Genomic DNA, 21,807 nt, shown 5'->3' on the forward strand with positions numbered 1-21,807 from the left:
AAGGCATTAAATAATTCGGCCGCCGTCACGCAATCGATCGTGTGAGAGCCTGACCATGATGATCCAGAACTTTTGCTCGATTGTCCAGCGCGCTATCGATTTGAAAATCGTATCGACGCTGCTGTATTTTCCTAAATATCACGGTTGAGGTCTGCCCACGATACAAGCCACGGGAGGCCTTCAAGTAGACCTGTAGGGGTATTTTAACGGCCCACAACCCGCCACAAACATCCGTAGAAGTACCCGGTACACAAGCGTTACATAGTAAGTATGCTCTCAAAAACTGTGGCCTGTGAACTCGCGGTGGTTGTGGTTTGTCGAATAGTTTGCCAAATGTAGGGATACGGGGTTTTGCTACATTATCCCGGGCGCCAATGGCTGAAGGTAGCCGACGGCGCCGGTATCCGGGTGCTTCCAACGCGCAAATGCGTTTGGCTACCATCCCGCAATCGCTCGATATCCCGTGGTTCTAACGACGAATCCACGATCCTGACGAACTTAACGCGGTAAATGCGGATGAATCCCTGACCTAATCGCTCAGGGTTTCCCGATGGAAGGACGGTAAAACCAGAATGAAAACATCAGCAGCAAAGAAGATGAAGCAGCGCAGTGCCGGCAAACCCGACATTGAATTGGGCAAGCGGATTCGCTTGCGGCGTGTGGAGCAGAAGATCTCGCAAGCGGAGCTAGGCGATAAGCTTGGCGTCAGCTTCCAGCAGGTCCAGAAGTATGAGAAGGGCGTCAACCGTGTCGGCGCAGCTCGTCTTCAGCAGATCGCCACCGCGCTCGATGTGCCCGTCACCTTCTTCTATGACGGCGACGGCAAGGCGCGTGAGGTCGAGAGCCTCTTGTTCCTCGACAGCGCCTTCAGCCTGCGGTTGTTGCGAGCCTACAGCAAGATCAAGGACCAGACGGTACAACGCCAGCTGGTGTCCTTGATGGAATCGATCGCAGCGAACGAAGACTGATCGATTGCCCGGTGTTTTCGCGCGAACCGGGGGCCGGTTCGCGCGAAGAAATATGCCAAATCCGGTTCTGATTGCATCAGACCCGAACGGTCCTTTCCGATTGAAATTTTCAAACAGCAGAGAACGCGACGTCGCGATCCCGCGGCGCGTTGCGCGCGAGTTTTGCTGATTACTTTTCGCCCTCGAAATCAGAGGGCGCAAACGCCACCACATCAACGATCCGCCTATGGCTTCCGCTCTTCCATTCCACCGCCGACAGAGCTTCGTAGCTTCGTAGGGCGGGTTCTCTTTAACCCGCCGCTCGATGGCGAGATGGCGGGTTAAAGAGAACCCTACGGGTGACGTGACCCGGACGATCGGGAACGACGACGCAGGCGAGATGAGCTATGCGGTAGCGTGTTTGGCGGAATGCGCCGGGTGGATTTCGTGCACTGTCGCTTTCTTGAACTGTCGTTCGCCGGCATAGCACCACGGCGAAAACGCGATTGGCGCCGGACGAAGCGGCCGCGAAGAAACATCCCCGCGGCCGCGATTGGTGGATTAAACTACAGGTGCGGCCAGCCTATGCGCGCGCCCATTTCTGAACCCGGACTGGAACCCGATCGATGCTAGATGTTCCCAACAACACCGAAAAATCCTACGCCGACGGCAAGATCCTGCAGCGCATCAGCGACGGCGTCGGGGTCATCACCTTCAACAATCCCGAGAAGCGCAACGCCATGTCGCTCGAGATGTGGGAAGGGCTCGGCAGCGCGCTGATCGAGCTGCGCGACAATCCCGACATCCGCGTCGTCATCATGGCCGGTGCCGGCGACAAGGCGTTCGTCTCGGGCGCCGACATCAGCCAGTTCGAAAAGACCCGCCACAACGCGCAAGCGTCGGAAGCGTATTCCAGACGCAGCGCGGCGCAGCGGGCGCTGCTGGCGGATTATCCGAAGCCGACGATTGCCTGCATCCGGGGCTTCTGCCTCGGCGGCGGCATGCAGGTCGCGATGCTGGCGGACATCCGTCTCGCGGCCGACAACAGCCAGTTCGGCATTCCCGCCGCCAAACTCGGCATCGCCTATGGCTATGACGGGCTCAAGCATCTGGTGTCGCTGGTCGGACCGTCCTGGGCGCGGCTGATCATGTACACGGGCATGCGGATCGATGCCGCCGAAGCGGTGCGGATCGGACTCGTCGACCGCGTGTTGCCCGGGCCTGATTTGTGGGACGCGACCATGGAGATCGCGCGCACGATTTCCGGCAACGCGCCGCTGGCAATCAAGGCCGCCAAGATCACCATCGCCGAGGTGCTGAAAGACGAAAGCCATCGCGACATCGCTGCGATCAAGGCTGTTGGCACCGCCTGCATGGACTCTGAGGATTTTCGCGAGGGCCGCACCGCGTTCATGGAAAAGCGCAAGCCGCAGTTCAAGGGTAGATAGATAGCGCTGGCAAGCAGCTTCCACATACTCCGCGTCGTCCCTGCGAACGCAGGGACCGATACGCCGCGGCCCATCGACTGAGCGATGGAGTAGTCACCTTCCGCAACAACTGGCGCCGGTGGTTATGGGTCCCTGCGTTCGCAGGGACGACGATGAGATTGATCCTTCGACCCGGCCCTAAATCGCCGCCAGCACCGCCCTGGTGATGTCAGCCGTACCGTTGCCGCCGCCGAACTCCATCGGCTTGATGCCGTCGGCATAGGCGGTGTCGACCGCGCGCTCGATGCGCTCGGCGGCTTCGGCCGCGTTCTCGAGCCCGTGCTTGTCGGCGAGCCAGTCCAGCATCATCGCCGCCGACAGCATCATGGCCGTCGGGTTGGCCTTGCCCTGCCCCATGATATCGGGCGCCGTGCCGTGGCAGGGCTGGAACACCGCATAGCGGTCGCCGATATCGGCCGACGGCGCCATGCCGAGGCCGCCGATCAGCCCGGCGGCGAGATCGGAAAGAATATCGCCGAACATGTTCTCCGTCACCATGACGTCGAAATCCCAGGGCCGCTTCACCATCATCAGCGAGCAGGCATCGACATAGACCCGTTCGGTCTTGACGTCAGGGTGACGGCTGGCGGCCTCATCGAACATGCCGCGGAAGAACGCGAACGCCCGGAACACATTTGCCTTGTCGACGCAGGTCAGGCTGCCGTTCGCCCGTCCCCGCGCCTTGCGGCGTTCGGCGAGGCGGAACGAAAACTCGAACAGCCGCTCCGAAGTCCTGCGCGTGATGACCAGCGTCTCGCGCGCCTCGGTGTCGGTCACCACCCCCTTGCCCATCGACGCGAACAGGCCCTCGGTGGATTCCCGGATCAGGACGAAATCGATGCCCTTCCGGTCGGCGCCCACGATCGGGCTCGGTACCCCCGGGATCAGCCGCGCCGGGCGCACGCCGGCATAGAGATCGAAATGCATGCGCAGTTCGATCTGCGGCGCGATCTCGGTGTTGTCGGGATAGCGCACCGACGGCAGACCACAGGCGCCGAGCAGGATCGCGTCCGCTTCCTCGCACAGCCGCACCGTGCTTTCCGGCATCGATTTTCCCGTGGCGAGATAATTGTTGGCGCCGGCCGGCGCGTCGGTGAAGCGAAATTTCAGGTCCGACGTGCTCTCGATCTTTCGCAGAACCTCGAGCGCGGGCGCCATCACTTCAGGCCCGATGCCATCGCCGCCGAGCACGGCGATGTGGAATGCGTTATTGGCGGACATGGGGTTCCTTCCACGACGATTGATATTTCGTCATGGCCGGGCTTGTCCCGGCCATCCACGACTTCCCTTGCTAGAAGCAAGACGTGGATGCCCGGCACAAGGCCGGGCATGACGGAGGCAGGACTTCTACGGCGTCAGCACCGCGCGGCCAACCAGCTTGCCCTTCTGCAAATCGGTCAGCGCTTCGTTGGCTTTCGCGAGCGGCATGGTCGTCACCGGGATCGGCGCGATCTTCTTGCTCCGGACCAGATCGAGCAATTCCTGGGTTTCGCGCAGATTCCCGACATAGCTGCCCTGGATCGTGATCGCCTTGATCGGAATCAGCGGCAGCGCGAAGGTGGCGCCGCCGCCGAACAGGCCGACGATCACGAGCTTGCCGCCCTTGGTCAGGCAGTCGAAGCCGAGCTGCGTGGTCTGGGCGTTGCCGACCAGATCGATCACCGCACGGATCGGCCCGCCGGCCTTCTGCTGCAACTGCTCCAGCGCATCCGCCGCCTTGCCGTCGACGCTCGCAAGCGCGCCGGCCGCTTCCGCCGCTTCGCGTTTGCGCGCGTCGATGTCGACCATGATGGCACCCTTGCCGCCCATCGCCTTCAGCAGCGACAGCGCCATCAGGCCGAGGCCGCCGGCGCCGAAGATCACGATCGGCGTATGCAGGACGTTCTCGACCTTCTTGAGCGCGCTGTAGGTGGTGACCCCGGAGCACGCATAGGGCGCCGCGGTGACGGGATCGAGCCCGTTCAGGTTCAGCAGGTACTTCGGATTCGGCACCGTCATGTAATCGGCATAGCCGCCGTCGCAATAGACGCCGAGCGAGTTCGGCTTGACGATGCACATGTTCTCGTCGCCGCCGACACAGGTCTCGCATTTGCCGCAGCCGAGCCAGGGATAGACCAGCGTGACGTCGCCGACCTTGAGCCCGCCGGTCGCGGCCTTGGCATCGGGCCCGAAGGCTACGATCTCGCCGACAGTCTCATGGCCCATCGTGCGCGGCAGCGAGACGCCGCGATCTCTGAGCGACAGCGGCTTGCGGCCATGGCCGAGATCGTAGCCGCCTTCCCAGATGTGCAGATCACTGTGGCAGACGCCGGCTGCCTTCACCTTCAGCAACACCTGCGATCCCGTGGGCTCCGGCGTCGGATGATCGACTTCTTTCAGGGGGGCGTTGAACTCGGCGACCTGGAAACTTTTCATCGGTTCTCTCCCGTCATTCTTGTTCTTGAGCAGGCATTTTCGGGCCAACATTGCCACGTCTGTCCAGTCGAGACAAACGCGGAGATAGCGTTTTCAAGCGAAGTGGATACCGGTTAGCGTGAAGAAAACGCGTCAAAAAAATACCATCCGATATTCAGATCAGCGGATGATGGCAAGCCACGAACTGCCCCGGCGCCACAGCGCGAAGTTCCGGCACCTCGTCGCTGCATCGCTGATCCGCGCGCGGACAGCGGGTCCGGAAACGGCAGCCGGAAGGTGGCGAAATCGGCGACGGCGGCTCGCCAACCGGCACGGTCTCGGCCGGGCGCACGTCCGGATCGGGCACCGGGATAGCCTCGATCAGCAGCGCGGTATAGGGATGCGCCGGTTTGGCGAACAACTGCTCGGAAGGGCCGACCTCGCACAGCCGCCCGAGATACATCACCGCGACGCGGTCGCTCACCGCCTTCACCACCGCGAGATCATGCGCGATGAACAGCAGCGTCAGGCCATAGCGCGCCTTCATCTCTTCCAGCAGATTGAGGATCTGCGCCCGGATCGAAACGTCGAGCGCGGAGACCGGCTCGTCGCAGACGATAAATTCCGGATTGAGCACCAGCGCGCGCGCAATGCAGATGCGCTGGCATTGCCCGCCGGAGAATTCGTGCGGCAGCCGTCCGGCGACAAGCGCCGGATCAAGCCCGACGGCGCTGAGTGCTTCGTCGACCAACTGCTGGCGTTTGGCCGGATCCTTGACGCCCGAAATGATCAGCGGCTCGGCGATGATATCGCCGATCCGCCGCCGTGGGTTGAGCGACGCGATCGGATCCTGGAAGATCAATTGCACGCGCTGGCGCATCAGGCGCAGCGTATCGCCATGCATCGCCGTGAGGTCGTGGCCGTCGAACAGCACGCGGCCCGATACCGGCCGGCGCAACTGCAGCACCGCGCGGCCGAGCGTCGACTTGCCGCAGCCGGATTCGCCCACCAGCCCCAGCGTTTCGCCGCGCGCGATCTGCAGGGACACGCCGGACACCGCATGCACGATCTTGTTGCCGACCGGATACTCAACGACGAGTTTGTCGACGTCGAGCAGCGGATCGGTCGAAGCGGCGGGCGAAGCTTGCTGCATCATGCGCGGGCCCCGGCGCAGGTTTCGATCGGATGGAAGCAGGCGTATTGGTGATCAGGGGATTCCGCCTCCGCAAGACCAGGCTTTTCGGTGTGGCACTGGCCGGCCGCATAACGGCAGCGCGGCGAGAACGAACAGCCTTTCAGCGGCCGGGTCGGATCGGGCGGCCGGCCCGAGATCGCCGGCAGCGGCGTATGCGGCGCGGCGTCGATCCTGGGAAGCGCGGCCAGCAGCGCCTCGGTATAGGGCATCCGCATTTTCTTGAACAAGGCCGGCGTCGGCGCCCGCTCCACCACGCGGCCGGCATACATCACCGCGACTTCGTCGGTGCGGCCGGCGACGACGCCGAGGTCATGGGTGATCAGGATCATCGCCATATGCCGGCGGCGCTGCTCGCGCGCCAGCAAGTCAAGAATTTGCGCCTGGATCGTCACATCGAGCGCGGTGGTCGGCTCGTCCGCAATCAGCAGTTTTGGTTCGCACGACAGCGCGATCGCGATCGCCACGCGCTGCCGCATACCGCCCGACAGCTGATGCGGATACTGCATCAACCGCTGCTCCGGTGCGGGAATGCCGACCGCGGCGAGCAGCTCGATGCTGCGTCTGGTCGCCGCTGCCATGTCGAGCTCGAGATGCTCTTGCAGCGTCTCGATCAGCTGGGTGCCGATGGTCAACACCGGATTGAGCGAGGTCATCGGGTCCTGGAACACGACCGCCAGCGAGCGTCCGCGGAGCTTGCGCAATTTCTCCGGCGACAGCTGCAGCAGGTCCTGCCCGTCGAACATCACGCGGCCGGAAAGCTTTGCCTTCTTCGGCAGCAATTGCAGGATCGCGCGCGACAGCATGGTCTTGCCGCAACCGGATTCCCCGACCACGCCGAGCGTCCGACCGGCGCCGACCGTGAGGTCGACATGGTCCACCGCGCGCAGATTGCCGCGCGGCGTCGGCAAATCGACGGAGACGTCCTCAACGAAAAGCAGCGTATCTTCGGTCACAGCGCGCCCTGACGGGGATCGGTGAGTGCCCGGAGCGTGTCGCCGACCAGGTTAAAGGACAACACGGTCAGGAACATCGCGATTGCGGGAATAAAGGCAAGTCTTGGCGCCATCTCCAGACTCTCGCGCCCCTCCCCGATCATGCTGCCCCAGCTCGATATCGGCGGCGGCACGCCGAGGCCAAGGAACGAAAGGGAGCCTTCGGCCACGATGGTAACGGCGACGGCGAGCAGGAAGAAAGCAAACAACGGCAGTATCACGTTGGGCAGCAGCTCGCGCAGCAGGATGCGCGCATGCGTGGCGCCAAGCGCCTGCGCGGCGATCACGAATTCACGGCGCGCCAAGGTCAGCGTCGCCGCCCGCGCCACCCGCATGAAGGCGGGAACGCCGAGCAGGCCGAGAATAAGCGTCAGATGCAGGATCGATTGCCCGAGATAGGCGGTTACCGCGAGCGCCAGGATCAGCGGCGGAAACGCCAGCAGCACATCCATGCTGCCGACCACCACCGACTCGAACCGGCCGCGGAAATAGCCTGCCAGCAAGCCGAGCGCGCCGCCGAAGGTGAGCCCGATGATCGGCGCGCACAGCCCCACAATCAGCGATATCCGCGCGCCGTAGATCACCCGGGCGAGTTCATCGCGGCCGAGGCCGTCGGTGCCAAGCCAGTGCTGCGCCGAAAACGGCGCGCGCTTCTCCAGCATGTCCATGTCGGTCGGGCTCGGCAGCGGCAGCACGTCGGCGAAGATCGCGACCGCAAACACAAAGATCATCCAGACGATCGCCATCCAGAACAGCAATCCGAGCCGGCGGCCCCGCCGCGCCGGGGCTTCCGCAACACTTGCTTCGATGCCGAGGTCAAGCGTGGCCATGACGGATCCTTGGGTCGAGCATGGCGTAGAGCATATCGACGATGAAGTTGATCAACACGAAGCCGGCGCCGACCAGCAACACCACGCCCTGCAGGATGACGAGGTCGCGCGTGGTGATCGCGCCGACCAGGAGCCGGCCAATTCCCGGCAGCGCAAACACCGTCTCGACGATGACGGCGCCGCCGATCAATCGCCCGATATTGATTCCGGTGATCGTAACCAGCGTGAGCGATGAAGGCTTGAGTGCATGCACGAACAGGATGCGCGATGCCTTCAGGCCTTTGGCCTTGGCCAGCGCAATATAATCCTCCTGCAGGGTCGCGATCATGTCGGAGCGAAGCACGCGCATGATCCCGGGCCATTCGGCCAGCGCCAGCGTCAATGCGGGCAGCACCATGAACCGCAAGTTCCTGGCCGGATCTTCGCCGAACGGCACGTAACCGGTCGCCGGCAGCCAGCGCAGCTCCACCGCGAACAGATAGATCAGCAGGATCGCCGACAGGAAGGTGGGCACCGAAAGCATGCCGAAGGCGGTGCCGGTCATGAAGCGGTCGAACGGACCGCCGCTCCGCGCGGCGCAGATGATCGCCAGGGGAACGCCGATCGCAAGCGCCATGACCTGGGCCAGGAGCATCAGTTCCAGCGAGATCGGCAGCCGTTCGGTCACCGCCTGCAACACGGTTTGCCCGGTGCGGAACGAGCGCCCGAAGTCGCCCTGCAGGACGTTGCCGAGCCAGCCGAAGTAACGAATGTAGATCGGCTGATCCAGTCCCATGTCGGCTCTTAGCGCCGCCACCTTTTCCGGCGTCGCCTGGTCGCCGAGGATGGTGTAGGCGAGATCGCCCGGCAGCAGCGACGCGATCAGGAACGTCAGCAGCGAGACCGCGATCAGCACCGGCACGAGATACAGCAGCCTTCGCGCGACAAAGGTCAGCATGCAGGATTATTCCAGCCAGACGCGGGACAGGTCGATAACGCCACTGTACATCTTCGGCAATCCCTTCACCTTGGCGCTCGACATTGCGTAATAGGTGTTCTGGAAGGTCCAGTACCAGATCGCTTCCTTGTTGATCAGCCGGCTGATGGCGCAGTAATCCTCGTTGCGCTTTTCCTGGTCGGGGGTGGCCCGCGCGCGCTCCAGCAGTTGATCGAGTTCCGGATTCGAATAATTGGCAAGTGCGACCGGGCTGCCCGAACGGAAATTGGAGTACATCTGCGTATCGGGATCGGCAAAGTCGACGATCCGCCACGGCGTCACTTGGAACTGCCGCATGAAGGCGCGCGGCGGAATCGTGGCCTGGTCGACCTGCTCGATTTCCATGTTGGCGCCGGCCCGCTTCCATAATTGTTGCAGCACCTGACCGGTGGCGCGCCCACGTGGTGTCGCCGTGACCAGCATCTTGAACTCAACCGGCTTGCCGTATTCCTTGATCAGCGCCTTGGCCTTCTCGAGGTCTTCGGGCAGTGCGCCGTCATCCTTGCACTTCACCCAGGAGCCGTCGCCGTAGGGATTGGTCGCCGGCCTTGCGAGACCGTTGGTGAGCGCCTGCGACATCTTCTTGCGATCGAGCGCCATCACCAGCGCCTGGCGCACGCGGACGTCGTCGAATGGCGGGACCTTGGTGTTGAACGCGGCGACCGCGGCGCCGGAGCCGGCATAGGTATGTACCGTGAGCTTCGGATCCTTCTGGGCTTTCTGAATATTGTCGGCGTCGGCTTCGTCGTCCCAGATGAAATCGGCCTCGCCCGATTGCAGGCTGGCGAAGCGCGACTGCGCATCCGGAAGCGGCTTCAGCGTGATGCGATCGAGATAGATGCGGTCCTTGTCCCAATAATCCGGATTCCGTTCCAGGACCATCCGGTCTCCTGCGGTCCATGACTTCAGGACAAAAGGTCCGGTGCCGACGGGATTGCGGTTGTAGTCATCGCCCTTGGTCTTCCACGCCGTGGGAGAATGAACTGCGCCGTTCTGGTTCGCATAAGAAACAATGAGCGAAGGGAAGTTCACCGAAGGGTCGTTGAGATTATAGACCAACGTCAGTTCGTCGGGCGCCTGAACGTTTTTGACGTTGGAGATATAGAAGGCGCAACGACACTTGTTCGCAGGATCCTTCTGCCGGTCGAAATTGGCCTTGTAGGCTTCGGCATTGAACGGCGTGCCGTCGTGAAATTTGACGCCCGGTCTCAGCTTGAAGGTCCAGGTCTTGAAATCGTCCGAATGAGACCAGGATAATGCGAGCTTGGGCTGCGGCTTACCGCTGGCGTCGAGATAGGTGAGCGTATCGAAGAGGGCCGATGACGCCGTCAATGCCGCCGTGTCGTAAACGCCAACCTTCAGCGGATCGAAACCGGGAATGTCGAGTTCGAGACCCATCGTGACGCTGCCGCCCTTCTTCTGGGCGTTGGCGGGAACGGCACACAGCGAGAGCGCAAATCCCGCCACAAGAAATGCGCGCGCAAGTGCGCCCGAACGGACCGCAGCTGTCATGGATGCTCCCTCCAAAATGTCGTCCGTCCGGTGTTCCGGATCGTCGATGGCTGACGGCAAGATTGTCTGGAATCGCAGTCGCGGGCAAGGCCGTTCGCAAGGCGGGATGAAAAGCCACCGAAGCGCGGCTTGCTTCAGCCGTGCGCCGCCTTCGGCGATTTGCCGGCAAAGGCCGCGATTTCACCTTCCGACAGGCCGGTCTCCTTCAGATAGGCCCGCGTATGCTCGCCCAGCGTCGACATCCGCTTCGCCGCCGAGACCTTGGCGCCCGACATGCGGAACGGCAGATTGAGCACCTTGAAGCTGCCGCCGTCATCCTGGACCTCGGCCAGCGCGCCGCGATGGGTAATCTGCGGGTCCCTCAGCGCCTCGCTCACCGTGCGATAGGCCGATGAGGGCACGCCGTGCTCGCCAAGCGCGACGAGACAGTGTTGCGTCGTCACCGAGCGCGACCACGCCTCGACGCCCTCCATCAGGCTGCCCCAGTTTTCACGGCGGTCGGAATATTTCGCAAACCGGGGATCGCTGACCCATTCGGGATGACCGATCACCTGCATCAGGCTCTGGAAGGTCTTTTCGCTGGCGATCGCGACCATGACATAGCCATCCAGGGTTTCGATCGGGCCGAACATCGGCCGCTGCGTCGCCTTCACCTCGAATTGCGACCACTGCAATTCGTTCAGTGTCAGGCTCAGCATCGATTCCAGCATCGAGACGTCGATGTGCTGGCCCTTCCCGCTGTGGGCGCGCTGATACAGCGCCGCCGAGATGGCGCCAAACGCATAGACGCCGGTAAGCACGTCGGCATGATAGATGCCGCAATAATCCGGCCGGGTGCGTCCGGGCTGATAGGCCAGATGCGCCATCTCATAGCCGGAGGCCGCATGGATCACCGGCGCATAGGCCGGCAGCTCCGCCGACGGGCCGGTCTGGCCGTAGCCGGAGATCGAGCAGTAGACCAGTTTCGGATTGAGCGCGCGCAGTGAAGCGTAGTCGAGCTTCAGGCGCCGCATCACCCCGGGGCGGAAATTCTCGACCAGCACGTCCGCGGCCGCGACCAGCCGGCGCACGGCCTCCACCCCCTCGGGCGATTTCAGATCGAGCACCAGGCTGTTCTTGCCGACATTGAGCTGCCCGAACGCGGTGCTGCAATGGTTTCGCAGCGGCGGGCGGGTCCGCATCGTCTCGCCTTCGGCGGTTTCGATCTTGATGACCTCGGCGCCCATGTCGGCGAGCATCCGTGTGCAGTGAGGGCCGGCGATCGTGGTCGAGAAATCGAGGACGCGCAGCCCGGCGAAGCTCCCTGTCAAATTCCCCTCATCGTTAGTATCTATCGTCATTCCGTGGAGCTCCTTCGGCCTTGCGGCTTCTCGTTCGCGTTTTCGTTTTCCTGGCGCGGCATGACACTAAATTGCGCGGGCGCTGCATGGAAGCGTTTCCCTAGGAACCACGGGCCACGTCGCGCATTGCGTAGGTGAAAATTGGACCTTTTCTTGCATAAGTCATAGTCAAGGCTGGAGTCATAGTCAGGGCTGGTACGAGGGGCATTCCTTGAAGGTCTTGTTCGTAACCACGGAAATGGATGACTTCGTCCGGGTGGGCGGTCTTGCTGCCGTTTCCGCCGCCCTGCCCCGGGCACTGCGCCCGTGGAGCGACGTCCGGATCATGCTGCCCGGCTACCGGGACATCATCGAACAGTTCACCCACATTGAAATCGTTGGACAATGCACGTCTTTGGCCGAGATGCCCGCCTGCTCGCTCGGCCGGGCGTCGACGCGAGACGGCCTGCCGGTCTATGTGCTGTTGTGCCCACAACTCTACGACCGGCCGGGTAACCCCTACGGCGATGAATCCGGGCGCGACTGGCCCGACAACGACGTCCGTTTCGCACGATTTGCGTCCGCTGCGGCCGAGCTTGCCGCAGGCAGTCTGGACAAGAATTGGGCAGCGGACCTGGTCCACGCCAATGACTGGCAGGCTGCATTGACTCCGGCCTACCTCGCCTGGAAGGGCGTCAAGGTCCCCTCGATCCTGACCATTCACAACCTGGCCTATCAGGGTTTGTTTCCGCGGGAGTCGATGCGCCGGATCGGCGCGCCGGAGGCTTCCTTCCACATCGACGGGCTCGAATTCTACGATCAGATGTCGTTTCTGAAGGGCGGCATCGTCTACGCCTCGCATCTGACCACGGTCAGCGCGACCTACGCCAAAGAGATTACGACACCCGAACTCGGCTGCGGGCTCGAGGGCCTGCTGCGGCAGCGCTCGGACGCTTCGGAACTGACCGGCATCCTCAACGGCATCGACGAAAGCTGGGATCCGCGCGCCTGCGCGCAGCTGGCGCAGCCCTTTGGCGCCGGCGATTGGCAAGGCAAGCAGGCCAACGCCGATTACGTCCGCAAGCAGTTTGGCCTCGCCGTATCGCGTGGACCGATCTTCGGTCTGGTCGCCCGCCTCGTGCATCAGAAGGGCATCGACCTCGTGCTGTCCGCCGCCGACGAGATCGTCGAGGCCGGCGGCCAAATTGTCGTCACCGGCAGCGGCGAGCCGCATATCGAACGGGCGCTGATCGATGCGCATCGGCGCAGGCCGGACGCGATCGGCGTCGTCATCGGCTTCAACGACGGACAGGCGCGGCGAATTTTCGCCGGCAGCGATTTCACGCTGATGCCTTCGCGGTTCGAACCGTGCGGTCTGAGCCAGATGTATGCGCAGCGGTTCGGATCGCTGCCGATCGGTCACCAGACCGGCGGGCTGGCGGAGACCATCGAGGACGGCGAGACCGGCTTCCTGTTCTCGCAGCCGTCGGCGGAGTCCTTCCTCGGCGGCGTGCGCCGCGCGTTCGATGCCTTCATCGCGAAAGACCGCCTCGACCTGATGCGCCGCAGCGCCATGGCTCGGTCCTTCAGCTGGGGCCTTTCGGCGTCGCTGTATAACGCGCTCTATCGCAAGACGGTGGGGTCGCAAGTCGGCGCGTGAGCGCGATTGCTGCTGCCAGCGCCTTTGACCATACGGGTCAGCCCGACCACCGATAATGGCCCCCGGCGTTATACCCTGTCCACGCCGGTTTCCCGGAGCAGACCCGGCGACGATGTCGCGCCGGGTGCTCAACCGGTTCAAACCGATTTTTTGTGACACGCTCGAACCGCTTTCCATCCGGCATCGTCGAACTCATGTGCGAACCATTCCGGTTTCGCCGAACCGAGAAATGGAGAGTTTTAAATGTCGATGAAGTCGAAATTATCATTGGCTGCTCTGGCTGGCCTCGTTGCGATGAGCGCCCTGGCAACCACCAGCGCCAGCGCTTTTTCGCTCCGGGTTTGCGATGAAACGGGATCGAAGCTGGGTTGCGGCAGTACCTGGGTCTACCAGGAAGAGGGACGCAACAAGCGGCAGCCGACTCCCCCGCGTCACCATACCTACGGTAGCCGCGAAGATGCCATGCTCAATGCGGGCGGTGGTGGCGGCGGCGGCGGTGGTGGTGGCGGCGGTGGCCGATAATTTGCACTGACCTTCCAGGTTGAGTAAGTCGCCGCCGGGGTAACCCGGCGGCGCGTCCATGCCGGAGCCAACGCCGCCCGAAGGCGGGCCTTTGAGCTCAGCTCACCGCGGTCCGTTTCGGTTCGACGATCTCGAACATCCGCGGGAATTCATCCATTAGCATCATCAGTTCGCCGAGCCGCATCGGATTGCCGCTGGCTACGATCTTGCCGCTGCCGACCGCTTCAGGAAACGTCGTCAGCCTGGCGATGACTTCATCGAGCACGCTGCGCGTCAGCGTGAACGTCGCATCGGCATCGGCCGCCTGTGCGCCCGCTACGTAAGTCAGCGCGGAATTTTCCAAATTGAGCACAAACGTTTCGTTAGTGTCGGTGAAATTCCAGTTCAGCACGATGCGCTTGCCTTCGGCCTTGGGGCCGTTGAGGCGCACGCCGAGCACGTCCCACAGCTGCTCGGTGCGCAGCGCAGCCAATGTTTCGCGCGGCATCGGCGCGCGTGCCGGCACTTTCGGCATGCCGAGCCGCAACTCCTGTGCGCCGAACAGATAGGCGTTGCGCCAGGTCGCACTTTCCGAGGCGTAGCCGAGCTGCTCGAACGTATCGGCGAGCAACGCGCGTGCCGCCTGATTGTCGGGATCGGCGAACACGAGATGGCTGACAGCTTGCGCCACGAAGCGGAATTCGCCCTTGGCGAAGTCTTTTGCGGCCCGCGCGAGGATCGCCTCCGCGCCGCCCATATACTCGACATATTTTTTGCCGGATTCGACCGGCGGCAGCGGATCGAGATTGACGGGATTGGCGTCGTACCAGCCGAGATATTTCTGGTAGATCGCCTTCACATTGTGCCTGATGTGGCCGTAGTAGCCGCGGCCGTGCCAGGCGCCTTCGAGGCTCGCCGGCAGACGGATTGTTTCGGCGATTTCGGTCGCGGTAAGGCCGTGGTTCATCAAGCGGATGGTCTGGTCATGCGCGAACTTATAGAGATCGCGCTGCTGGCGGATCATGGTGTCGATCCGCTCATGGCCCCACACCGGCCAATGGTGCTGGCCGCACATCGCGTCCGCCTTGCCGCCCCACATCTGCAGCGCCTCGCCAAGATATTTCGACCACGCGAGCGCATCACGAACGTCGGCGCCGCGGAACGGCAGCAGATTGTGGAAATTATGCGTGCAGTTCTCAGCCAGATTCAAGAGCTTGTAGCGCGGGATGAAGAAATGCATCTCCGCCGGCGCTTCCGAGTTCGGCGCCATCTGGAATTCAAACTCGAGGCCGTCGACGGTGCGCTTGTCGCCGGTTGCCATGATCAGGTCGGTCGGCCGCAGCAGCGCGACCGAGCCCGCCGCCATCGACTTGCCGAGGCCGCAATCGACCTGCCCGCGCACGCCCTTGGCCAGCAGCGGCCCGAACTGATATTGCGCCCGACGCAACATCGCCGGCCCGGCGATGATGTTTTCGGAGACCGCGTGCTCCATGAAGAAATTCGGCGCGATGATCGGCACCCGGCCGCTCGACAGCGTTTCGTCGTCGAGCACGCCGCGCGCGCCGCCCCAATGGTCGGTGTGGGTGTGGGTGAAGATCACGGCGACGACCGGCCGTATGCCCCGATGCTGGAAGTACAATTCGATCGCGGCGCGGGCGCCCTCGATCGAGGTCAGTGTATCCACCACGATCACGCCGCTGTCGCCCTCCATCAGCGTCATGTTGGCGATGTCGAGCCCGCGCACCTGATAGACGCCGGGGACCACCTCGAACAGGCCGTGATGCATGTTGAGGCGAGACTGCCGCCACAGGCTCGGGTCGACCGTTGCCGGCGCTTCTTCGGCCGAGAGGAAGCCATAGGGCTCGAGGCTCCAGACCACCCGGCCCTGCGGCGAGGTCACCTTCGCGTTTTCGATGGTGCCGAGAAAACCCCGCGCCGCGTCGTCGAAATCGCGCGTGTCCGAAAACGGCAGCGCCTTCAACGTCGCTGCGTGTTGCGCAATGACAGGCGCGGAAGCTTGCTTGGGAGATTCTTTCGGTGCTTCCGCACTTGTTGTTTGGGTCATGCTCGTTCACTCCCTGACGTCTGAAAAGCGCTTAAGTCGCGACCGACGCCTCGCTTCAGCGGAACTGCAGCCCTTCGAATGCGCCATTGCTGCGCCACGCGTCGATATATTTGAAGTAGGCCAGCGCGCCCGCGGGATGGCCGACATTCAGCCTGGCCGCGGGACCGGGCTCGTGTCCCTCATTGTTGTAATAGCCGGGGGTGCAGTCCGGCGCGCCGATCATTCGTCCGGCGCCGGTCAATAACAACTCGACCCATTGGTCCTCAGCCTCTTTTGTCACCTCGATCTGCCTGAAGCCGTTGTGTTGCGCGTGCTTGACCATGACCGCGATGGTCCTTGCGGCCTCGGTCAGATTATGCGGCACGTTGGAGATCAGGTTGGCGCCCTGCGTCGGCTGCACGAAGAAGGCGTTCGGAAAACCGTGGACGTGGACGCCGTGTTTGGATCGCATCCCCTCGGCCCAATGCTCCGACAGCTTGACGCCGCCCCGGCCCGTCATGTCGAATCCGGCTCGCCGCTTATATTCGGTGCCGACCTCAAAACCTGACGCGTAGATGATGCAGTCGAGCTGATATTCCTTGCCCGCGACGACGACGCCCTTCTCGGTAATCTTCTCGACGCCCTTGCCATCGGTGTCGACCAGATGCGTGCCTGGCGTGTTGAATGCCTGCAGATACTCGTCGTGGAAGCATGGACGCTTGCAGAGTTGGCGATACCAGGCCTTGAGTTTTGCTGCGGTCTCGCGGTCGCCCACGATCGCATCGATCCTCGATCGGATCTCCTCCATCTTTTCGAAGTCGGAGTCCTCAAACGCGGCCAGCATCTTGGCCGGAATTCGCTCCTCGCGCGGCAGCTGCACGATCCTGGCTCGGATCCGCCGCGACAGGTCGGTCCAGCCGTCCTGAACCAGATCTTCCTCGGCGTTGCCGCCGGCCTGGTTCGCCGTAAAGTTCTCCAGCCAGCGCTGCTGCCAGCCAGGCGTGGCAATCCCCGAAAACCATTTGGGATCGATCGGCGCGTTGGCGCGGACATCGACGGAAGACGGCGTGCGTTGGAAAACGTAGAGTTCCCTGGCGGCACGCGCCAGATGCGGTACGCACTGCACGGACGTCGCCCCGGTGCCGATGATGCCGATGCGTTTGTCGGCGAGCTTGTCCAGCGGCGTGCCCGAGGGGTCACCACCGGTGTATTCGTAATCCCACCGGCTGGTGTGGAACGAATGTCCCTTGAAGGATTCGATACCTGAAATGCCCGGCAGTTTCGGCACGTGCAGCGGTCCCGTGCCCATGCCGATGAACTGCGCGGTGAAGACGTCGTCGCGGTTGGTGGTGATGATCCAGCGCGACTGCGCCTCGTCCCATTTCAGATCAGTGACCTCTGTATGAAACAGCGCGTTGTCGTCGAGCCCATATTGCATGCCGATACGCCGGCAATGCGCGAGGATTTCCGGCGCGTGCGCGTATTTCTCCGACGGCATGTGCCCGGTCTCTTCGAGCAAGGGCATATAGACCATCGAGGCCGTATCGCATTGCGCGCCGGGATAGCGGTTCCAGTACCAGGTGCCGCCGAAATCCCCGCCCTTCTCGATGATGCGGACATCGTTGATCCCGGCTTCGGTCAGCCGCGCCGCGGTGGCCAAGCCCGCGAAGCCGCCGCCGATGAAGGCGAAGGTGACGTGGTCGGTCTTGGGATCGCGCGGCGTGATGGGCGTATAAGGATCGTCGAGGTAATGCGCGAGCTGTCCCTTGACTTCGATGTACTGGTCGTTGCCGTCGGCGCGGAGCCGCTTGTTGCGCTCCTCCATATACTTCTGGCGCAACTTCTCCTTGTCGAACGCATGGCTGCGCAGGTATTGCGGTTCCTCCGTGATCGTCATCCGAAATTGCCTCTGATCTGCCGCAGATATACCCCGTAGCCGATACGCAGTAAGCGTCCTCACGGCGAAAAGATCAACCGGCGATCAAGGCGTCAGTGCTGCGCCCAGAGATAGGCTGCGGTCGCTGCGAACCCGAGCACGGTTCGCACGGCGTGCAGCCCTCCCCAATGCACGATCAGGCGGCGCGATTCCGGGCCCGCATCGGCGGGGGCGATGGCATTCAGCCTGCGGTTGGTCGGCATGATGCCGAACAGCGTGTAGGGCCAGTTGGCAAATATCAGAACGGCGCCGATCGTCCAGCGCCAATCGCCGCTCTGCCATGCGGCGATCAATCCCAAAACGCCAGAAATCACCGCGCAGCTCGCCTGCATCGCAAAGCCGCGGGCATAGCTGGGCTTCCATTGCGTCAGCAGGCTCCGGTCATCGAGAAGCAGACGCGCCGGCTGTTCGGCGAAGTTGATGAAGAACGCCGCGCCGGTGAAGGCGGCGGCGACGATGGTGGCCAGTTGTCCGATCAGCATAATGACGCACTCCGATATTGACAACATATTGTCATTTCGTATATCCATTGCCAATGAGAAGCAAGCGGCATACGCAAGCCGGACAGGCCTTGACCAGCCTGATCCTCGCGATATTCCGGCTCAACGGACGGCTGCTGCTGGCCGGCGACCGGCTGGTCGCCGGCCTCGATCTGACCAGCGCGCGCTGGCAGGTGCTGGGCGCCATTGCGCTGGCCGAGCGGCCGCAGCCCGTGGCGTGGCTGGCGCGCAACATGGGACTCAATCGCCAGGGGGTTCAGCGCATCGTCAACGAAATGCGCGATGAGGGCCTGCTCGAGCTGCAGCCCAATCCGCACCACCGCCGCGCGCATCTGGTCGTGCTGACCAAGCGGGGGACGGACGCGTTCGAGGCTGCCACGAGGCTTCAGGTGCCGTGGGTCAATGACCTCGCCGATGGCGTCAGCTTGAAGGACCTTGCGACCACACAGAGGGTGGTTGCGGAACTGTGCGGGCGGCTGGAATTAGGCTTGAGTGGTGATGCTGACGAGGGTGGCTGAGAAGGCTGCCACCACAACAAACGCCGTCATTCCGGGATGGTGCGTTAGCACCAGACCTCAGATGTGCAAATTGCACATCGGGGAATCTCGAGATCCCGGGTTCGCGCTTCGCGCGCCCCGGGATGACGCTAACGCGTCACTTCTTCACCTTGCTCGCATCCATCTTGATGCTGGTATCGAGCATCTTGGTCGAGAACGCGGTGCCGACATCGAACGGCTTTTCCATGCCGAGATAGGTCTGCACCAGTTCATAGTCCTTCTTCATCCGCTCGGCGTCGATCCAGCCCAGCGCCCTGGTGGTGGTGAAATCATCCGTCATCAGGAACTTGATGCGCTCCCATTGCCGTTGCTGGTTTTCCTTGTCCAGCCCCGATGCCGCATCGAGCAGCGCCTTCAGGCAAGGGGCGACGTCGGCAACGCAAGCGGCGAATGCCTTCTGGCTGACCTTGACGAACGCGTCGGCGATTTTCGGATTCTTTTCCAGATAGGCACCGTTGACGATCAGCGAGTTGCCGTAGGGATTGAGCCCGATGTCCTTCCAGTTGACATAGCCGAGGTCGGCGCCGAACTCGATCACCTTGAGATCATGCTCGTTGTAGAAGTCGCTGATGATATCGACGGTGTGGCTCTTCAGCGCCGCGATCTTGGCGGTCGGTCCGACATTGACGAAGCTGACCGCGTCCGGCGCGATGCCGGCGGCCTTGGCGAACGCCGGCCACATCACCCGCGACGCGTCGCCGGGCGGATTGCCGATCTTGTGGCCCGGAAAATCCTTCGGGCCGTTCACGCCATAGCTCTTCAGCCAGTAGAACGTCTGGCCGGTATTGGCGTAGATGCTCATCAGTGCCACGACGTCGGCGCCCTTGCTGCGCGCCACCAGCATGGTCGCGAGATCGGCAATGCCGAACGGTGAACCGCCGGAGCCGACCTTCAGCGAGGAGACGCCGGAGCCCTTGCCGGTCTCGATGGTGAGATCGATGCCGGCTTTCTCGTACCAGCCCTGCGCCTTGGCGTAGTAGAACGGCGAATGGTCCGCGGTCGGCGCCCAGTTCAGGATCAGGTTGACGGCCTCGCCGGCACAAGAGGGCGCCGCCTGAACGGCCAGCGCGAAAACCAGTCCCGCAACCTTCAAGCCCTTCATGGCAACTCTCCTCGTTTGCAAATTGGCGGTATGTAACAGCTGTTCGTTGGCCAAGCCGGCCTTGTCGTTGCACGCCTGTGACGCTACCAATGCAACAAGGGACGAGACGAATTGTCAACTGTTTGGTTGGAAATGCCCAAAAAACGAACTGATGACTTAAAGCCGCAGCGGCGCGATCCGGCGGCGACGCGCAAGAAGCTACTGACGGCGGCACGCCGTGAGTTTGCCGATAGTGGGCTCGCCGGCGCCCGGGTCGACGAGATCGCGGCGCGCGCCGGCGTCAACAAGCAGTTAGTCTATCACTATTTCGGCGACAAGGACGCGCTGTATCTGGCGGTGCTGGAATGGGTCTATGAGGAGATCCGCGCCCAGGAACGCAAGCTCAACCTCGAAGGCCTGCCGCCACAGCAAGCCATCAAGCGGCTGATCGAAGCCTCCTTCGACCATCTCGCCGCCCACCCCGACTTCATCGTGCTCTTGAACGACGAAAACCGCGGCGGCGCCCGCCACGTGCGCGGCTCCCGCAAGCTGGAGGCGATGCATTCGCCGCTGGTCAGCATGGTGTCGGCCATCCTCAGCGAGGGTGTCCGCGCCGGCGTGTTCCGCAAGGGGATCAACGCCGTACATCTCTACATTTCGATTGCGGGGCTCAGTTATTTCTACTTCTCGAACACGCCGACCCTGTCGGCGATCTTCGGCAAGGACCTGTCGAGCCCGGCGGCGCGGAAGGCACGCCGCAAGCACGTGGTCGACCTGGTGATGCAGTCGCTGCGGCCGTGATGGCACCGGGGCCGCTGCGAGGACGGGGTCGTGAGGAACGCATGCTGCCTCAACCGTCGTCCCGGCGAACGCCGGGACGCATACGCCGCGACGGTTGTTGTTGAAGAAGGTGTCTGACGCCAGCGCTTTGAATCGATGGGCCGCGGCGTATGGGTCCCCCGATGCGCAATTGCGCATCTGAGCTCAAGGCCGGGACGACAGTGGAGAGATCCTAATCAACCAACTGGTTGAAACCTACAACGCCCCGGAGTACACTGCACCCAGCGGCCGGGAACCGGACGCTTTCCGAAGGAGCATTCCGTGTCTGGCGACGCAGGCCGATCGGCAAGAACCGTGGCGATCATCCTGATCGTGCATTTGGCCGTGATCGTGCTGTGGCAGGTGCTGGTCGACGCCTTTCAGGTTCCAAAATTCATCCTGCCCTCGCCGCTGGCCGCGCTCTCGACGCTGACATCGGCCAAATACGCCTGGCTCTCCAACCTCTGGGTCACGGGGGCGGAAATCCTCGGCGGCTTCTGCCTCGGCGCGCTGGTCGGCGTCATGCTGGCGGTGATGTTCACCTGGTCGCCTCTGATCAGCCTGTTGCTGCTGCCGCTGTTCGTGACGCTGAACATGATCCCGAAGGTGGCGCTGGGACCGCTGTTCATCGTCTGGTTCTCCTATGGCATCTTTCCGAACATCCTGATCGCGTTTTCGATCTGCTTCTTCCCGATCCTGCTCACGACGGCGCGGGGGCTGAGCGAGGTCGAGCCTGACCTGCTGGATCTCGTCAAATCGCTGCGCGGTTCGCGCTGGACGCTGTTCCGAAAAATCCAGTTGCCGGGCGCGCTGCCTTACGTATTTTCAGGCATGAAGGTCGGCGCCATCCTGGCGGTGGCGGGCGCCATCGTCGGCGAGTTCATCGCTTCCGAGCGCGGGCTCGGCTATCTCATGATCCAGGTGCAGTCCTCGCTCGACACGCCGGCGATGGTGATGGCCGTCATTCTGCTGACCCTGCTCGGCGTGGCGCTGTACGGCCTGGTGCTCGGCCTCGAACGGCTGTTCGTGGTTCGCGACATCCGGCTGCAATAGAGCG

At 62.8% G+C, this 21,807-nt stretch carries 19 protein-coding genes; 7 read left to right on the forward strand and 12 right to left on the reverse strand.

Annotated features, from left to right (window positions below; all coding sequences use genetic code 11):
- The first annotated feature begins 572 nt into the window (after nucleotides 1–572).
- Both ACSQ84_RS00205 and ACSQ84_RS00210 read left to right on the forward strand, forming a co-directional pair.
- Nucleotides 573–968 carry a helix-turn-helix domain-containing protein gene (locus tag ACSQ84_RS00205; protein ID WP_192734827.1) on the forward strand — a complete coding sequence of 132 codons (396 nt, stop codon included), beginning with the start codon at nucleotides 573–575 and terminating at the stop codon, nucleotides 966–968.
- Nucleotides 969–1,573: 605 nt separating this feature from the next.
- Nucleotides 1,574–2,395: an enoyl-CoA hydratase gene (locus ACSQ84_RS00210; RefSeq protein WP_436209633.1), complete on the forward strand. Its 822-nt coding sequence runs from the start codon at nucleotides 1,574–1,576 to the stop codon at nucleotides 2,393–2,395.
- A gap of 177 nt (nucleotides 2,396–2,572) precedes the next feature.
- Here the strand turns inward: ACSQ84_RS00210 and ACSQ84_RS00215 are convergent, their stop codons facing one another.
- From ACSQ84_RS00215 to ACSQ84_RS00250, 8 genes are all read right to left on the reverse strand, one after another.
- Nucleotides 2,573–3,655 (reverse strand): isocitrate/isopropylmalate dehydrogenase family protein, encoded by a 1,083-nt coding sequence (locus ACSQ84_RS00215; RefSeq protein ID WP_436209634.1) that lies wholly within the window; start codon nucleotides 3,653–3,655, stop codon nucleotides 2,573–2,575.
- Between the two features lie 126 nt (nucleotides 3,656–3,781).
- Nucleotides 3,782–4,849, reverse strand: coding sequence for an alcohol dehydrogenase (locus tag ACSQ84_RS00220; RefSeq protein WP_436209635.1), 1,068 nt, complete (start codon nucleotides 4,847–4,849; stop codon nucleotides 3,782–3,784).
- Nucleotides 4,850–5,003: 154 nt separating this feature from the next.
- The gene (locus tag ACSQ84_RS00225) at nucleotides 5,004–5,984 is read right to left on the reverse strand and encodes an ABC transporter ATP-binding protein (RefSeq protein ID WP_436209636.1); all 981 of its coding nucleotides are present in this window, start codon (nucleotides 5,982–5,984) and stop codon (nucleotides 5,004–5,006) included.
- The gene (locus ACSQ84_RS00230) at nucleotides 5,981–6,976 is read right to left on the reverse strand and encodes an ABC transporter ATP-binding protein (protein ID WP_436209637.1); all 996 of its coding nucleotides are present in this window, start codon (nucleotides 6,974–6,976) and stop codon (nucleotides 5,981–5,983) included. The genes ACSQ84_RS00225 and ACSQ84_RS00230 overlap by 4 nt, the downstream gene beginning before the upstream one ends.
- On the reverse strand, nucleotides 6,973–7,845 hold the full coding sequence (locus ACSQ84_RS00235) for an ABC transporter permease (RefSeq protein WP_436209638.1): 873 nt from the start codon (nucleotides 7,843–7,845) through the stop codon (nucleotides 6,973–6,975). The genes ACSQ84_RS00230 and ACSQ84_RS00235 overlap by 4 nt, the downstream gene beginning before the upstream one ends.
- A complete protein-coding gene (locus ACSQ84_RS00240; RefSeq protein WP_436209639.1) occupies nucleotides 7,832–8,782 on the reverse strand; it encodes an ABC transporter permease in 951 nt (316 codons plus the stop codon). The genes ACSQ84_RS00235 and ACSQ84_RS00240 overlap by 14 nt, the downstream gene beginning before the upstream one ends.
- Before the next feature lie 6 nt (nucleotides 8,783–8,788).
- On the reverse strand, nucleotides 8,789–10,333 hold the full coding sequence (locus tag ACSQ84_RS00245; RefSeq protein WP_436209640.1) for an ABC transporter substrate-binding protein: 1,545 nt from the start codon (nucleotides 10,331–10,333) through the stop codon (nucleotides 8,789–8,791).
- Between the two features lie 134 nt (nucleotides 10,334–10,467).
- Nucleotides 10,468–11,673 (reverse strand): CaiB/BaiF CoA transferase family protein, encoded by a 1,206-nt coding sequence (locus ACSQ84_RS00250; protein WP_436209641.1) that lies wholly within the window; start codon nucleotides 11,671–11,673, stop codon nucleotides 10,468–10,470.
- A gap of 211 nt (nucleotides 11,674–11,884) precedes the next feature.
- Between ACSQ84_RS00250 and glgA the strand changes: the two genes are divergently transcribed.
- Together glgA and ACSQ84_RS00260 are read left to right on the forward strand one after the other, a co-directional pair.
- Complete coding sequence (gene glgA / locus ACSQ84_RS00255; RefSeq protein ID WP_436209642.1) at nucleotides 11,885–13,312, forward strand: glycogen synthase GlgA; 1,428 nt, start codon at nucleotides 11,885–11,887, stop codon at nucleotides 13,310–13,312.
- Nucleotides 13,313–13,555: 243 nt separating this feature from the next.
- Nucleotides 13,556–13,834, forward strand: a complete 279-nt coding sequence (locus tag ACSQ84_RS00260) for a hypothetical protein (RefSeq protein WP_436209643.1) — start codon at nucleotides 13,556–13,558, stop codon at nucleotides 13,832–13,834.
- Nucleotides 13,835–13,931: 97 nt separating this feature from the next.
- Here the strand turns inward: ACSQ84_RS00260 and ACSQ84_RS00265 are convergent, their stop codons facing one another.
- The 3 genes from ACSQ84_RS00265 to ACSQ84_RS00275 form a co-directional block, all read right to left on the reverse strand.
- Entirely contained in the window at nucleotides 13,932–15,878 is a 1,947-nt protein-coding gene (locus ACSQ84_RS00265) for an alkyl/aryl-sulfatase (protein WP_436209644.1), read from the reverse strand.
- A 55-nt stretch (nucleotides 15,879–15,933) separates the two neighbouring features.
- Nucleotides 15,934–17,754, reverse strand: coding sequence for a flavin-containing monooxygenase (locus ACSQ84_RS00270; RefSeq protein WP_436209645.1), 1,821 nt, complete (start codon nucleotides 17,752–17,754; stop codon nucleotides 15,934–15,936).
- A gap of 92 nt (nucleotides 17,755–17,846) precedes the next feature.
- Nucleotides 17,847–18,275, reverse strand: coding sequence for a DUF1772 domain-containing protein (locus ACSQ84_RS00275; protein ID WP_436209646.1), 429 nt, complete (start codon nucleotides 18,273–18,275; stop codon nucleotides 17,847–17,849).
- Nucleotides 18,276–18,328: 53 nt separating this feature from the next.
- Here ACSQ84_RS00275 and ACSQ84_RS00280 point away from each other — a divergent pair, with 53 nt between their 5' ends.
- Nucleotides 18,329–18,811: a MarR family winged helix-turn-helix transcriptional regulator gene (locus tag ACSQ84_RS00280; protein ID WP_436209647.1), complete on the forward strand. Its 483-nt coding sequence runs from the start codon at nucleotides 18,329–18,331 to the stop codon at nucleotides 18,809–18,811.
- A gap of 136 nt (nucleotides 18,812–18,947) precedes the next feature.
- On the opposite strand, the gene ACSQ84_RS00285 is transcribed toward ACSQ84_RS00280, so the two are convergent.
- On the reverse strand, nucleotides 18,948–19,952 hold the full coding sequence (locus ACSQ84_RS00285) for an ABC transporter substrate-binding protein (protein WP_436209648.1): 1,005 nt from the start codon (nucleotides 19,950–19,952) through the stop codon (nucleotides 18,948–18,950).
- 132 nt (nucleotides 19,953–20,084) lie between these two features.
- Here ACSQ84_RS00285 and ACSQ84_RS00290 point away from each other — a divergent pair, with 132 nt between their 5' ends.
- Nucleotides 20,085–20,732 carry a TetR family transcriptional regulator gene (locus ACSQ84_RS00290; RefSeq protein ID WP_436209649.1) on the forward strand — a complete coding sequence of 216 codons (648 nt, stop codon included), beginning with the start codon at nucleotides 20,085–20,087 and terminating at the stop codon, nucleotides 20,730–20,732.
- A gap of 300 nt (nucleotides 20,733–21,032) precedes the next feature.
- On the forward strand, nucleotides 21,033–21,803 hold the full coding sequence (locus tag ACSQ84_RS00295; RefSeq protein ID WP_436209650.1) for an ABC transporter permease: 771 nt from the start codon (nucleotides 21,033–21,035) through the stop codon (nucleotides 21,801–21,803).
- Nucleotides 21,804–21,807 lie beyond the last annotated feature (4 nt).

Source organism: Bradyrhizobium sp. LjRoot220 (assembly GCF_964252915.1).
Classification (GTDB): Bacteria; Pseudomonadota; Alphaproteobacteria; order Rhizobiales; family Xanthobacteraceae; genus Bradyrhizobium.